Consider the following 13,825-nt stretch of genomic DNA (forward strand, 5'->3'; position numbering starts at 1 on the left):
GACTTATTCGGCGACGTCGACGCCGTCAAACCGATGAATGCCAAGCGGGTCCATGACGAAGCCCGAGACTTTCTTGTTCATCGGCATGAAGACCTTGGAGTGGGCGATGGTCAGCCACGGGGCCTCACGCTTGAACACAACCTGGGCTTCCTCGTAGATCTTGGTGCGTTCGGCGACGTCCGTGGTTGCCTTGCCCTTCTTCAGCAGGTCCTCGAACTCCTTGTTGCACCAGATCGCGTAGTTGGACTGGCCAATGGCGTCGCAACCGAGCAGGAATAGGAAGTTATCCGGATCACCATTGTCACCGGTCCAGCCCAGTTGGAAGGCGCCGTCGCGGTCCTTGGCCTTGCCGCGGGTGCGGTACTCGGTCCATTCGTAGCTGACGATCTCGGCCTTGACGCCGACGGCGGCGTAGTCGGCCTGAATCAACTCGGCCACGCGCTGGGCGTTCGGGTTGTAGGGACGGCTGACGGGCATGGCCCAGATCTTCATCGACAGATCCTTGACGCCCGCGTCGGCCAGCATCTTCTTGGCCGCTTCGGGATCGTAGGGATCGTCCTTGATGTCCTTGTTGTAGGACCACATGGTCGGCGGGATCGGATTGACGGCCGCCTGGCCGGCACCCTGATAGACCGCGTCGATGATCGCCTTCTTGTTGACCGCCATGTTGAGGGCCTTGCGGACCTCGACCTTGTCGAAGGGCGGCAGCGTCGTGTTGTAGGCGAGGTAGCCGATGTTCAGGCCTTCCTGCTCGTCGACCTTGAGGTTCGCATCAGCCTGCAGGCCGGCAATGTCGGCCGGGGCCGGGTACGACATGATATCGCACTCGCCTGCCTTGAGCTTCTGCGCCCGCACGGCCGGATCGGGCGTGATGGCGAAGATCAGGTCGTCGATCTTCTGACGGCCGCCAAAGTAGCCGTCCCATGCCGCATAGCGGATGACCGCGTCGACCTGGTAATCGACGAACTGGAACGGACCGGTGCCGATCGGCTTCTGGGTGAACTGCTGCCTGGTACCGGCCTTGTCGAGCTGGTCGGCATATTCCTTGGAGACGATCGAAGCGAAATCCATGCCGAGATCCGGCAGGAAGGCGACTTCAGGCTTGTTGAGCACGAACTTCACCGTCAGGTCGTCGACCTTGACGATTTCCTTCAAGAGATCCGGGAAGCCCATGCCGGCAAAATATTCCCAGCCGGTGCCTTCCAGGTAGCTGAACCACGGGCTTTCCTTCTTCCACTGACGTTCGAAGGAGAAGATCACGTCGTCGGCATTGAGGTCGCGCGTCGGCGTAAAATAGTCGGTGGTCTGGAATTTGACGCCCGGCCGAAGCTTGAACGTATATTCGAGACCGTCGTCGGAAACCGTCCAGCTCTCGGCGAGGCCGGGCGAGATGGTGGTCTTGCCATGCTCGAACTCGACCAGGCGCGAATAAATGGTGCGCGACGACGCGTCGAAATCGTTGCCGCCGCTCCACGGCGACGGGTCGAAGCCGGCCGGTGATGCCTCGGAGCAGTAGACCAGCTGTTTAGCATTGGCCATGCCGCCGATGACGCTTGCAGCCAGCAACGCGGCTGCAAAAGTCAGTTTCTTTTTCATTGAGGACTCCCTGATGTTCTTCCAAGCCCCTCTATCAGGCTCGCGAAGCGCGCATATAAGCACCGTTTTTCTGGCTTTGGAACACCTCGTTTGCCTACCCCACGGGAAGCAGAAAAAGAATCCGGACTTCCGGCAAATGGAAGAAAATATTGGCGATTTTGACTGATCACGATATTGTTAACGACCGAATTTTTTTATTGATCGGCAATGTGGCCAATAGTGACGAGCCGCGGACTTGACGCCGCCTGTCGCGTTGAAAGATGCCGGTCCGGGTCAAGTCGTCGCCGAAAAGATTTCGACGGCAAATCTTTCCCGTTCTGCCGCAAGGGCAAGACTTGCACGGCCGCTGCTAGTCGCAATACATAGACGGCATGCCGGATCTGCTAGGATCCAGCATGCAGCCAGTAGCGGAGGACGTCTCTGTCATTCAGAGTCGAGCGCGGCACGAAGCATAAGAACGACCGAGGGAGGCACAGATGGCAAAAACAGCAAAGACAACGGCCCCTAAAGCCAAGGCCAAGGCGGCTCCTAAAGCGGCTGCCGCCACGGCCAAGCCAAAAGCGCCATCCGTCAAAGCCGCGGCCACTACCAAGCCAAAGGCCGCTGCCGTGCCCGCGAAGGCAAGCCCAAAGCCCGCGGCGAAAACCGCGGCCAAGCCGTCGGCTGGAAAGGCAGCGCCCGCGGCAAAACCCGCCATTGCCAAGCCAGCAGCGAAGGCCGCGGCGACAAAGCCAGCGCCAGCTCCGGCCAGGAGATTGCCGAAGGCGCTCACGGCGCTTGCCGCCGGTCTGCCGGAAAAGCCTTGGCTCACAAGCTATCCGAAAAACGTTCCGGCCGAGATCGGCACCCTGCCCCATAGCTCCATTGGTGATCTGCTGGTTGCCGCCTGCACGCAGTTTGCCGGCCAGCCGGCCTTCATCTGCATGGGCAAGGCCATCACCTATGCAGAGCTCGAGCGGCAATCGGCCGCCTTCGGCGCCTATCTGCAATCGAAGGGGCTGCAGAAAGGCGCGCGCGTCGCGCTGATGATGCCGAACGTGCTGCAATATCCGGTGGCGATGATGGCCATCTTGCGCGCCGGCTATATCGTGGTGAACATCAACCCGCTCTATACGCCGCGCGAACTCGAGCACCAGCTCAAGGATTCCGGCGCGCAAGCCATCGTCATCCTCGAAAATTTCGCCAACACCTTGCAAGCGGTGATCGCCAAGACCGCGGTCAAGCATGTCGTGGTCGCCGCGATGGGCGACATGCTTGGCGGCCTGAAAGGAATGGTCGTCAATCTCGTCGTGCGCCGCGTGAAGAAGATGGTGCCGGCCTGGTCGCTGCCCGGCCGCGTCAAGTTCAACGCGGCACTGAAGGCCGGCGCCGGTGTGGCCTTCAAGCCTGCGAAGGTGGCTGCCGACGATGTCGCCTTCCTGCAATATACCGGTGGCACCACGGGTGTTTCGAAGGGCGCGACGCTGCTGCACAGCAACGTATTGGCCAATGTGGCGCAGAATGCCCTGTGGCTGGAGGATGCCTATTCGATCAGGCCGAAACCGGCGCATTCCAACTTTGTCTGCGCATTGCCGCTGTACCATATCTTCGCGTTGACGGTGAACGCGCTGATGGGCATGCAGCAAGGCGCCCAAAACGTGCTCATTCCCAACCCGCGTGACATTCCGGGCTTCGTCAAGGAATTGCAGAAATACCCGATCCACATTTTTCCGGGCCTCAACACGCTGTTCAACGCGCTGCTCAACAATGAGGATTTCCGCAAGCTCGACTTCAAGCCGCTGATCCTGACGCTGGGCGGTGGCATGGCGGTACAGAAAGGTGTCGCCGAGCGCTGGAAGGCGCTGACCGGCTGCCCGATCTCCGAGGGTTACGGGCTTTCCGAGACCTCACCGGTGGCCACTGCCAACAAATTCAGCGACAGCCATTTCACCGGCACGATCGGCTTGCCGCTGCCCTCGACCGAGATCGCCATCCGTGACGACGACGGCAACAACTTGCCGCTCGGCGAAATCGGCGAGATCTGCATCAAGGGACCACAAGTGATGGCCGGCTACTGGAACCGGGCGGACGAGACCGCCAAGGTGATGACCAAGGACGGCTTCTTCAAGTCGGGCGACATGGGCTTCATGGATGAGCGCGGCTACACCAAGATCGTCGACCGCAAGAAGGACATGATCCTTGTTTCCGGCTTCAACGTCTATCCGAACGAACTCGAGGAAGTCGTGGCCCAGCATCCGGGCGTGCTCGAAGTGGCGGCGATCGGCGTGCCGGACGAGCATTCAGGCGAGGTGCCGAAGCTGTTCGTCGTCAGGAAGGACCCGACGCTGACCATTGAGGCGCTGACCGCCTATTGCCGCGAGAACCTGACCGGCTACAAGCGGCCAAGATACATCGAGTTCCGGACCGAGCTGCCGAAGACGCCGGTGGGCAAGATCCTGCGGCGGGCGTTGCGAGGATAATTACAATCTTGGGCGTTGCTGTCGACGACGTGGTGGACGCGCGTTCCCGTCCCGACCCGGTAGAGTTCATCGAGGCGAACATGCGCATCGCCCCGGTGCCATCGCTTCCCGAAATCCGGCTTTACATGACCCATCCCGGGAGTGGTCTAAGGCGACTTGTGGAGTGGGAAGTGCACGGAGCCGAGTGGGAAGAACACGGGGCTGAGCCGGAGGACGGAGCCGAGGCTGACGAGGACAGGCCTGAGCCGCAGCCACCCTATTGGGCCTATCCCTGGGCCGGCGGCGCCGTGCTTGCCCGCTACATAATCGACCGGCCGGAGACGGTAGCAGGTCTGCGCGTGCTCGACCTGGGCGCCGGTTCAGGGCTGGTCGGCATCGCCGCGGCAAAGGCCGGAGCCCGGGTGGTGATGGCGGCCGAGATCGATAGCAATGGGGTCGCTGCCCTTGGCCTCAATGCCGCGGCGAACGGCGTCGCGATCACGGTGATCGGCAAGGACATCACCCACGGCCCGCCGCCTGCGGTCGATCTGGTGGTAGTGGGCGACCTGTTTTATGCGGACGACCTCGCCGAACGGGTCGTCCCTTTCCTCGATCGTTGCCTGGCCGTCGGCATCAGCGTGCTCATCGGCGATCCTGGCCGCGCCTATCTGCCGTTGTCGCGGCTTCGCCTGCTGGCCGAATACAACGTGCCGGATGTCGGCGAGGCAAAAGACGCCGCGGTGAAGCCAAGCGGCGTCTTCTCGTTCGAGCCAGTCAGATCGTCTCCTTGACCCTTGCCGAAAGAAACTCCGGCAGATCGGCGACCGAATCGAGAATGACATCGGCGATCTGCGACAGCGATTCACGCGTGCCGGTGCCGGAGAGCACGCCGACCGCCAGACCGCAGCCACCGGCCCGCGCCATCTCCAGATCGTGGCGGTTGTCACCGACCATGGCGACTGCGGCCGGCCTCAGGCCGGTCAGGTCGCAGAAGGCGAGGATCGTGTCCGGCGCCGGTTTCGGATTGGCTACGGCGTCATAGCCATAGGCAGCGTCGAAAAGCTGGGCAACGCCCAGCGTCAGCAACGTCTTCTCCGCTCCGCTGGTCGAATCGTTGGTGGCGACGCCGAGCCGGTAGGGTTTCTGGTGCAACGCCGTCAGTGCCTCGACGATACCCGGCAGCGCGACCGCTAATGCCGAGCCTTGCATGGAGGTGATCTCGTTGAAGCGGGCGACGGCCAGCATCTGGTCTTCGTCGGACAGTCGCGGAAACCACAATTCGACGACATCCATATTGGTGCCGGACGCAAAGATCGAATCGGGCCTGAAGCGCTTGTTGACGAAATCGAAGCCCGCCGCCGCAAGCAACCTGTCGGCCTTCCAGCGATCACCTTCGGCCGCATCCATGGCCATGAAATCGGCGATGCCGAGCCATGTCGCATTGAAGTCGACAAGCGTGCCGTCCTTGTCGAACAATATTCCCTTGATATCGGCCAAATTTTTCACTCCGAGCCTCGCAAGTGGTGGATGTGTCCCACCAGACCGGCAGTCGAAGCGTCGCGCTTTGCGGCATTCTCCTTGCCTTCCACGACGGGCAGCAGCCCGGTCGCCAGTTCCTTGCCCAGTTCCACACCCCACTGGTCGAAGGAATTGATGTTGAACAGCGTGCCTTCGACGAAGACGCGATGCTCATAGAGTGCGATCAGCCGGCCGAACGTGCGCGCGTCGAGTTTCCTGTAGAGGATCGTCACCGAAGGACGATTGCCGGAGAAGACACGGTGCGGGGCGATCTTGTCGACCTCGGCCGGTTTCATGCCTTTTGCCAGCATCTGCGCGCGGGCTTCCTCCAGCGTGCGGCCCTTCATGAAGGCTTCCGACTGCGCCAGGCAGTTGGCGAGCAACAAATCATGGTGATGCTTGAGGTCCGGTTCGTGGCCGATGGCCGCTGCGAGGAATTCGACCGGGATGAAGTCGGTGCCCTGGTGCAGCAGCTGGAAGAAGGCGTGCTGGCCGTTGGTGCCGGGCTCGCCCCAGACCAGCGGCCCGGTCGGTGTCGTCACGGCGCCGCCGTCAAGCGTCACACTCTTGCCGTTCGATTCCATGTCGAGCTGCTGCAGATAGGCCGGCAGCCTGGACAGGCGCTGGTCATAGGGGATGACAGCGCGGGCCGGGTAGTTGCAGATCACCCGGTGCCACCAGCCGATCAGCCCCATCAGCGCCGGCAGGTTCTTGCCCAGCGGCGCGGTACGGAAGTGCTCGTCCATCTCATGGGCGCCATCGAGAAAGGCACGAAAATTCCTTGGGCCAACGGCGATCATCACCGGCAGGCCGATCGCACCCCAGACCGAGTAGCGGCCGCCGACCCAGTCCCAGAAGCCGAACACGCGGTCGGCCGCGATGCCGAATTTCGCCACCAGGTCGAGCGCGGTCGAGACGGCGGCGAAATGCTTGCCGACGGCTTCCTTGCCGAGCGCCTTCTGCACCCATTTGCGCGCCGTCTCGGCGTTGGTCATCGTCTCGATCGTGGTGAACGTCTTCGAGGCGATGATGAACAAAGTGGTTTCGGCGGAAAGGCCCTTCAGCGTGTCGTGAATATGGGCGCCGTCGATGTTGGACACGTAATGCGCGCGCGGCCCGTCGTGATAGGGCGCAAGCGCCAACGTCGCCATTGCCGGCCCGAGGTCGGAGCCGCCGATGCCAATGTTGACGATGTCGGTGATCTTCTTGCCGGTGGCACCGGCCGCCTTGCCGGAGCGCACGGCGTCGGCGAAGGCGCCCATTGCGTCGAGCACGGCGACGACCTCCGCCTTCACGTCCTGGCCGTCGAGCGTGATGCCCTTGCCGGTCAGGTTGCGCAGCGCTGTGTGCAGCACGGCGCGGTCTTCGGTGACGTTGATCTTCTTGCCCGAGAACATCGCGGCGCGGCGGCCTTCGAGGTCGGCGGCCCCGGCCAGCTTCTCCAGCAGGTCCATCGTGTGCGCATCGACCGCGCATTTCGACCAGTCGAGCAGCAGGTCGCCGTCGGTGGCAGAGAACTTCTCAAACCGCTTGGGATCGGCGGTGAAAGCCTCGCGCATGGTGCCGGATGCCGCCGCGCGGTGTTCGCGCAAGGCGGCAACCTGTTTGTCGAAGGATGGATGATCCACTGGCGGGCTCCTGACGTTTTTCAACACATCTTATCAGACCGGATGTTTCCGGCGCGTGTCGTCGCGCCATTCTATTGAGCCGAATTCCAATCGTTTCAATGCGAAGCGATGACGCACTGCATCACAACAGCGGGATGACGCGAGCGTCACGGCGCGATTACGCACCACGTCACGCAACGATGACGCACAACGTCACGCAGCGATGACGCTGTGCAGCGCAGCACAACGCGTGACGCGATGCATCACGCGGGGCCAATGCCGCGCGACGACGCTACGCGTCGCGCGATGGATCACTGGCATAAATCCCAGAGATCAGAAAAATTGATTGGCGCAACACCTTGTGCCACGGTTACATTCGACTGGTCCAGCCAAGCAAAAAAGGCTGGCCATCGAGGAACATCCTTCATGCCACAGCGTAATGACACGGCCATATGGTCCGGCCTGTTCCGGATTTCGGCGGAATCCGGCCAGACCCTGCAGGCGCAGATCCGTCAGGCGATCGTCGCCGCCATCCTCGACCGGCAGATAGCCGCTTCGATGCCGCTTCCCTCTTGTCGGATTCTGGCCGAGAAACTCGGCGTTGCCCGCGGCACCGTGGTGCTGGCTTTCCAGCAGCTGGTCGACCAGGGTTTCCTGGTGGCGCGCGAAAGGCGCGGCCATTTCGTCAATCCCGACGTGCTGGCGACGCCGGCCAAGCCGCATCAGAAGGCGCCCGACCAGGCCAATGAGATCGACTGGAAGGCGCGTCGGCAGATCGCCGCCAGCGACATGCCGCCGCCGGCCAAGCACGACAACTGGATCAAGTCATCCTACCCCTTCGTCTACGGCCAGTTCGATCCGGCACTGTTCCCGACCGCCGAATGGCGCGAGTGTAATCGCATGGCGCTCGCCGTGCTCGAAATCCGCAACTGGGCGTCCGACATGGTCGACCGCGACGATCCACTATTGATCGAGCAGATCCAGGCGCGGCTGTTGCCTCGGCGCGGCATCTTCGCCAACCCGGACGAGATCATCGTGACGCTGGGCGCGCAGAATGCGCTCTATATGCTGGCCACGCTGTTGATGACCAAGGGCTCCAAGGTGGCGATGGAGGATCCCGGCTACCCCGACGCACGCTCGATCTTCCGGCTGGCGGGCGCCGACATCCAGCCGGTTCCGGTCGATCAGTCTGGCATCGTAACCTCGTCCATTGCCAATGATTCCGGCTTCGTCTTCGTGACGCCGAGCCACCATTGCCCGACCATGGTGCCACTGTCGGCAGAGCGGCGGCAGGACCTGTTGGCGCGCGCCAATCGCCACAACCAGATCATCATCGAGGACGGCTATGACAGCCAGCTTCTCGACGAAGCGCCGCAGCAGGCGCTGAAGAGCCTCGATCGTTCAGGCCGCGTCGTCTATGTCGGCTCTATGTCGAAGACGCTGGCTCCGGGCCTGCGGCTTGGCTACATCGTCGCCTCCGCCGGGCTGATCGCCGAGCTGCGCGCGCTGCGCCGCTTCATGCTGCGCCATCCGCCGGCCAACAACCAGCGTGCGGTCGCCCTGTTCCTGTCGCTCGGCCATCACGAGGCGCTGGTGCGGCGGCTGTCGACAGCGTTCGACGAACGGCGCAAGCGCCTGGTCCATGCGATTTCCGCCTTCCTGCCGGAATGGCGCTCGACCGATTCTGCCGGCGGCACGTCGCTCTGGCTCGAGGGGCCGCGCGGCACCGATTCACGAGGTCTGGCGGAGGCCGCCGCCTCGCGCAGCGTCATCATCGAGCCCGGCGACCGCTTCTTCGACCGCAACGAAAAACCATCGCGCTTCATGCGCTTGGGCATTTCCTCGATCGCGCTGCAGCACATCGAGCCCGGCATCCGCGAATTGGCGACAGCGGCGGGGCGGCGACCGGCGGCAGCCTGAACGACTATGCAGAGCGGGGCCGCAAGCGGCCCCGTTTTCTTTTGCACTCTGGCATAAGCGACGGAGCATGCTGGCCCATATGCTGTGCCAATGCCGGCGGCATAGTCGGAGGTATAAAGGGGACGAAGCAGGCCGATGGTGGACCAACCGCCGCCTCCCGCTTCGAAGTTAAAGGTGGAGTGCCTCCATGTCAGTGGCTCTTGAGAAGCAGGACTCGTCGACGGACCAACGTTCGCGACGATCCGGCGGGCGCGAAGCGCGCCGCGCCATGCGGGCCGCGCCGCTGGCCGACGACATCAGGCCGGTGCGCGCCGGCCTCGAAGGTGGCAGCTACGGACCGCTGACCGAAAACGATCGCGAGCGCATCCACGAAGCGGTGCTGACCCTGCTGGAGACGGTCGGCTTCGCCAATGCCATTCCCTCCTGTATCGAAGCCCTGACCAAGGCGGGCGCTACCCTGGGCGACGATGGCCGCCTGCGTTTCCCGCGCGGCCTCGTCCTCGACACGATCAAGAAGGCGGCTAGGCATTTCACGCTGCACGGCCAGGATCCCAGGCACGACATGCTGATCAAGGGCAAGCGCGTGCATTACGGTACGGCGGGTGCGGCGGTGCATCTGGTCGATGTCGAGAAACGCGAATACCGCGAGTCGCTGCTGCAGGACATCTATGACGCCGCCCGCATCGTCGACGGGCTCGACAACATCCATTTCTTCCAGCGGCCGATGGTGCCGCGCGACATTCCCGATCCGCTCGATATGGATTTCAACACGCTCTACGCCTGCGTGATGGGCACCTCCAAGCATGTCGGTACCTCGTTCACGGTGCGCGAGAACGTGCAGCCGGCATTGGACATGCTCTACGCGATCGCCGGCGGCGAGGAGAATTTCCGCGCCCGGCCATTCGTGTCGAACTCGAACTGCTTCGTCGTGCCGCCGATGAAATTCGCCGAGGACGCCTGCGGCGTGCTCGAAGCCTGCGTGGAAGGCGGCATACCGATCCTGCTGCTGTCGGCCGGCCAGGCCGGTGCTACAGCGCCGGCGGCGATTGCCGGTGCCGTGGTGCAAGCGGTGGCCGAGGTGTTGGTCGGCCTCGTCTATGTCAACGCCATCAAGCCAGGCCATCCGGCAATCTTCGGCACCTGGCCATTCGTCTCGGACCTCAGGACCGGCGCCATGTCCGGCGGGTCGGCCGAGCAGGCGGTGCTGACCGCTGCCTGCGCGCAGATGGCGCAATTCTATGACCTGCCGGGCGGTTCGGCCGCCGGCATGACGGATTCGAAACTGCCCGACATCCAGTCCGGCTACGAAAAGGGCATCACCGATGTGATGGCCGGTCTTGCCGGGCTCAACCTCGTCTATGAATCGGCAGGGATGCATGCCTCACTGCTCGGCTTCTGCCTGGAAAGCCTGATCATCGACAACGACATGCTCGGCCACTGCCTGCGCTGCGTGCGCGGCATCGAGGTGACGGACGAGGCGCTGTCGATCGACACCATCGCCGATGTCTGCCTGAAGGGACCGGGCCACTATCTCGGCAACGAGCAGACGCTGCGGCTGATGCAGACCGAATATTTCTATCCGGCCGTTGGCGACCGCTTTTCGCCGAAGGAATGGAACGAGAAAGGCAGGCCCGATATCCTGCAGCGCGCGATCATCGAGAAGAAACGCATTCTCGCCGAGCGCTTTCCGCGCCATGTGCCGAAGCCGATCGACGACAAATTGCGCGCCCGCTTCGGCGAGATGATCAAGCTGCCACGCAGCAGCATGGGCGGCTAGGCCTCCGGTCGATCATTCAGCACTCAGCCCGTAGCGCTCGACCACCTCGGCGCTGATCAGGCTGGCATGCAGCGCCATCAGCACGATTTGCGCATCGAAGCTGTCGCCGGCTACGAGTGCTGCCTCGATCCGGCGCTCCGCGTCCAGCCTGTGCTCACGGCCATTGGCGCGTTCGAACGCTTCCGGCCCGGCGATACAATAGCCGAACAGCTGTGCCACGGACGGATAGGCCTGTGGCGGCGGCTCGTCGGGCCAGTGATCCTTCATCAGATTGACAATGGTGAGTTTTACGCCCTCCGGCACAAGGGCGGGATGAAGGTCAGCGCCGCGCAATGCGGCGTCGAGCTGCCTAAGGTCGCCTGAGCGGCCGAACATTCCGAGGAAGCCTAGAGAAGAGCGCCGTTTCGCCATGATGGTCTCATCCCCTTATGTAGGCCCAGAGGTCATGCATATCTGTAGGTGCCGCCCTGACGAAACAAGGGCGCGCCACCATGACAAAAGGCGGCCTGCTTTCCAGCGGGCCGCCTTTTGATTCCGCCGAGCCAGATGCGCCGCTCAGTGATTGTCCCTCGGCACGCCGCTGGTGTGCGCCACATCCTGGTATTTCACCGCCGGCTTCAACACCATTCCGGCCGAAAACTGGTCGACCATGCCACGCTGGATCTCCTGCCACGGCGTCTGGTGCTTGGGGTAGTGATAGCCGCCATTGTTCTGCAGTTCGGCGCGGCGGCGCGTGATCTCGTCGTCGGTGACGAGGATGTCGGCGGTGCCCTTCCTGAGATCGATGCGAACGCGGTCACCGGTTTTCAACAGCGCCAGCCCGCCGCCGATCGCCGCTTCCGGCGAGGCGTTGAGGATCGAGGGTGAACCCGACGTGCCTGACTGGCGGCCGTCGCCGATGCAGGCCAGCGCGTGGATGCCCTTCTTGATGAGATAGGCCGGCGGCTGCATGTTGACGACTTCGGCCCCGCCGGGATAGCCGATCGGGCCGGCGCCGCGCATGAACAGGATGGTGTGTTCGTCGATGCCTTGCGCCGGATCGTCGATGCGGGCGTGGTAGTCCTCCGGACCGTCGAAGACCATGGCATTGCCCTCGAACGCCTCGGGATCCTTCGGGTTGGACAGATAGCGCTCGCGGAACTCAGGCGAGATGCCGCTGGTCTTCATGATCGCCGAATCGAACAGATTGCCCCTGAGATTGATGAAGCCGGCATTGGTCTTTAGCGGCTTGGCGACGGTGCGGATGACGTCCGGGTTTTCGTTGACGACACCCTCGCTATTCTCACCGATCGACTTGCCGTTGACGGTGCGCGCGCCGGGATGCGGCAACAGCCCGCCCTTGATCAGTTCGGCGACGACGGCCGGCACGCCGCCGGCGTGATGGTAGTCCTCGCCGAGATACTCGCCCGACGGCTGCAGATTGACGATGAGCGGTATCTTGTGGCCGATCGTCTGCCAGTCGTCATTGTCGAGCTTGACGCCGAGATGACGAGCGATGGCGTTGAGATGGATCGGCGCGTTGGTGGAGCCGCCAATGGCCGAATTGACGACGACGGCGTTCTCGAAAGCCTCTCTGGTCATGATGTCGGACGGTTTCAGATCCTCATGCACCATCTCGACGATGCGTTTTCCCGTCTCGTAGGAAATCTGGCCGCGCTCGCGGTAGGGCGCGGGGATGGCGGCGGAGCCGGGCAGCTGCATGCCGAGCGCCTCGGCCAGCGAATTCATGGTGGTGGCGGTGCCCATGGTGTTGCAATAGCCGGTGGACGGCGCCGAGGAAGCGACGATGTCCATGAACTCGTCATAGCCGATCTCGCCGGCCGACAGGCGCTGGCGCGACTCCCATACGATGGTGCCGGAACCGGTGCGCTTGCCCTTGTGCCAGCCGTTCAGCATCGGGCCGACCGACAGCGCGATGGCCGGAATGTTGACGGTGGCGGCGGCCATCAGCAGGGCCGGCGTGGTCTTGTCGCAGCCGATGGTAAGCACGACGCCGTCGAGCGGGTAGCCGTAGAGCACCTCGACCAGGCCGAGATAGGCAAGGTTGCGGTCAAGGGCTGCGGTCGGGCGCTTGCCGGTTTCCTGGATCGGATGGCAGGGGAATTCGAAAGGAATGCCGCCCATCGACACGATGCCTTCGCGCACGCGCTTGGCCAGTTCGATGTGGTGGCGGTTGCAGGGCGAAAGGTCCGAGCCGGTCTGGGCGATGCCGATCAACGGTTTGCCGGACATCAGTTCGGCGCGTGTCAGCCCGTAATTCAGGTAGCGCTCCAGATAAAGCGCGGTCATCCCTGGATTGTCCGGGTTGTCGAACCACTCCTGCGAGCGAAACTTCTTCTTTCCTGTCGGGGCGCCGGCCATCATGGTCTCCATATTTGTAGGACAAATCGATATGGCAACGCGCGAGAGCAGGCAAGAGGCACGCGCGATCCGAACCCACACTTTGGTGCGATAGACATAACAGCGCCCCTACGCTAGGGCTTCGAACCTGTCTTATCGGGGAGATTTTGATGGCTTTGGTGATCGAAGGCGAGGAACGCATCGCCGCACCCCTGCAAAAAGTATGGGAAGCGCTGAACGACCCCGAAGTTCTGAAGGCGACGATTCCTGGCTGCCAGAGCCTCGACATGAAATCGCCGACCGAAATGACGGCGACCGTGGTGCTGAAGATCGGGCCGATCAAGGCGACGTTCAACGGCGAGGTGACGCTGAAGAACCTCAAGCCGCCGCATTCCTACACGATCCAGGGCGAAGGCAAGGGCGGCATCGCCGGCTTTGCCAAGGGCGGCGCCGATGTGACGCTGACCGCCGACGGGCCGGATGCCACGATTCTCAAATACGCCGCCAAGGCCGATGTCGGCGGCAAGATCGCCCAGCTTGGCAGCCGACTGATCGAATCGACCTCAAAGAAACTGGCCGGGCAGTTTTTTTCAAGCTTCGGCGAGAAAGTGGGCGCAGCCTAAGTTAGC

General features: G+C 62.9%; 10 protein-coding genes. 5 read left to right on the plus strand and 5 right to left on the minus strand.

Annotation, left to right across the window (positions count from 1 at the left end):
• Window positions 1-3: 3 nt before the first annotated feature.
• On the minus strand, window positions 4-1,596 hold the full coding sequence (locus tag LHFGNBLO_RS05470; RefSeq protein ID WP_258605006.1) for an ABC transporter substrate-binding protein: 1,593 nt from the start codon (window positions 1,594-1,596) through the stop codon (window positions 4-6).
• A gap of 476 nt (window positions 1,597-2,072) precedes the next feature.
• Between LHFGNBLO_RS05470 and LHFGNBLO_RS05475 the strand changes: the two genes are divergently transcribed.
• A complete protein-coding gene (locus LHFGNBLO_RS05475; RefSeq protein WP_258605008.1) occupies window positions 2,073-4,055 on the plus strand; it encodes a long-chain fatty acid--CoA ligase in 1,983 nt (660 codons plus the stop codon).
• A gap of 8 nt (window positions 4,056-4,063) precedes the next feature.
• On the plus strand, window positions 4,064-4,825 hold the full coding sequence (locus LHFGNBLO_RS05480) for a class I SAM-dependent methyltransferase (protein WP_258605009.1): 762 nt from the start codon (window positions 4,064-4,066) through the stop codon (window positions 4,823-4,825).
• Here the strand turns inward: LHFGNBLO_RS05480 and LHFGNBLO_RS05485 are convergent.
• Window positions 4,809-5,531, minus strand: a complete 723-nt coding sequence (locus LHFGNBLO_RS05485) for an HAD family hydrolase (protein ID WP_258605010.1) — start codon at window positions 5,529-5,531, stop codon at window positions 4,809-4,811. The two genes, LHFGNBLO_RS05480 and LHFGNBLO_RS05485, sit on opposite strands and share 17 nt — an antisense overlap.
• A 5-nt stretch (window positions 5,532-5,536) precedes the next feature.
• The gene (pgi, locus tag LHFGNBLO_RS05490) at window positions 5,537-7,180 is read right to left on the minus strand and encodes a glucose-6-phosphate isomerase (protein ID WP_258605011.1); all 1,644 of its coding nucleotides are present in this window, start codon (window positions 7,178-7,180) and stop codon (window positions 5,537-5,539) included.
• A gap of 405 nt (window positions 7,181-7,585) precedes the next feature.
• On the opposite strand from pgi, the gene LHFGNBLO_RS05495 reads away from it, so the two are divergent.
• Window positions 7,586-9,079: a PLP-dependent aminotransferase family protein gene (locus LHFGNBLO_RS05495; protein ID WP_258605012.1), complete on the plus strand. Its 1,494-nt coding sequence runs from the start codon at window positions 7,586-7,588 to the stop codon at window positions 9,077-9,079.
• Window positions 9,080-9,266: 187 nt separating this feature from the next.
• The gene (locus LHFGNBLO_RS05500; RefSeq protein WP_258605013.1) at window positions 9,267-10,856 is read left to right on the plus strand and encodes a trimethylamine methyltransferase family protein; all 1,590 of its coding nucleotides are present in this window, start codon (window positions 9,267-9,269) and stop codon (window positions 10,854-10,856) included.
• Between the two features lie 12 nt (window positions 10,857-10,868).
• Here LHFGNBLO_RS05500 and LHFGNBLO_RS05505 read toward each other — a convergent pair whose 3' ends face one another.
• Both LHFGNBLO_RS05505 and LHFGNBLO_RS05510 read right to left on the minus strand, forming a co-directional pair.
• A complete protein-coding gene (locus LHFGNBLO_RS05505; protein ID WP_258605014.1) occupies window positions 10,869-11,267 on the minus strand; it encodes a hypothetical protein in 399 nt (132 codons plus the stop codon).
• 144 nt (window positions 11,268-11,411) lie between these two features.
• Complete coding sequence (locus tag LHFGNBLO_RS05510) at window positions 11,412-13,217, minus strand: IlvD/Edd family dehydratase (protein ID WP_258605015.1); 1,806 nt, start codon at window positions 13,215-13,217, stop codon at window positions 11,412-11,414.
• Window positions 13,218-13,366: 149 nt separating this feature from the next.
• Here LHFGNBLO_RS05510 and LHFGNBLO_RS05515 point away from each other — a divergent pair, with 149 nt between their 5' ends.
• Complete coding sequence (locus LHFGNBLO_RS05515; protein ID WP_258605017.1) at window positions 13,367-13,819, plus strand: SRPBCC family protein; 453 nt, start codon at window positions 13,367-13,369, stop codon at window positions 13,817-13,819.
• Window positions 13,820-13,825: the final 6 nt, after the last annotated feature.

Source organism: Mesorhizobium sp. AR10, assembly GCF_024746795.1.
Classification (GTDB): Bacteria; Pseudomonadota; Alphaproteobacteria; order Rhizobiales; family Rhizobiaceae; genus Mesorhizobium.

Coding starts and splice junctions, on each gene's coding strand:
- LHFGNBLO_RS05470 (WP_258605006.1), bottom strand. CDS start 1,596: ATGAAAAAGAAACTGACTTTTGCAGCCGCGTTGCTGGCTGCAAGCGTC.
- LHFGNBLO_RS05475 (WP_258605008.1), top strand. CDS start 2,073: ATGGCAAAAACAGCAAAGACAACGGCCCCTAAAGCCAAGGCCAAGGCG.
- LHFGNBLO_RS05495 (WP_258605012.1), top strand. CDS start 7,586: ATGCCACAGCGTAATGACACGGCCATATGGTCCGGCCTGTTCCGGATT.
- LHFGNBLO_RS05500 (WP_258605013.1), top strand. CDS start 9,267: ATGTCAGTGGCTCTTGAGAAGCAGGACTCGTCGACGGACCAACGTTCG.
- LHFGNBLO_RS05505 (WP_258605014.1), bottom strand. CDS start 11,267: ATGGCGAAACGGCGCTCTTCTCTAGGCTTCCTCGGAATGTTCGGCCGC.
- LHFGNBLO_RS05510 (WP_258605015.1), bottom strand. CDS start 13,217: ATGGCCGGCGCCCCGACAGGAAAGAAGAAGTTTCGCTCGCAGGAGTGG.
- LHFGNBLO_RS05515 (WP_258605017.1), top strand. CDS start 13,367: ATGGCTTTGGTGATCGAAGGCGAGGAACGCATCGCCGCACCCCTGCAA.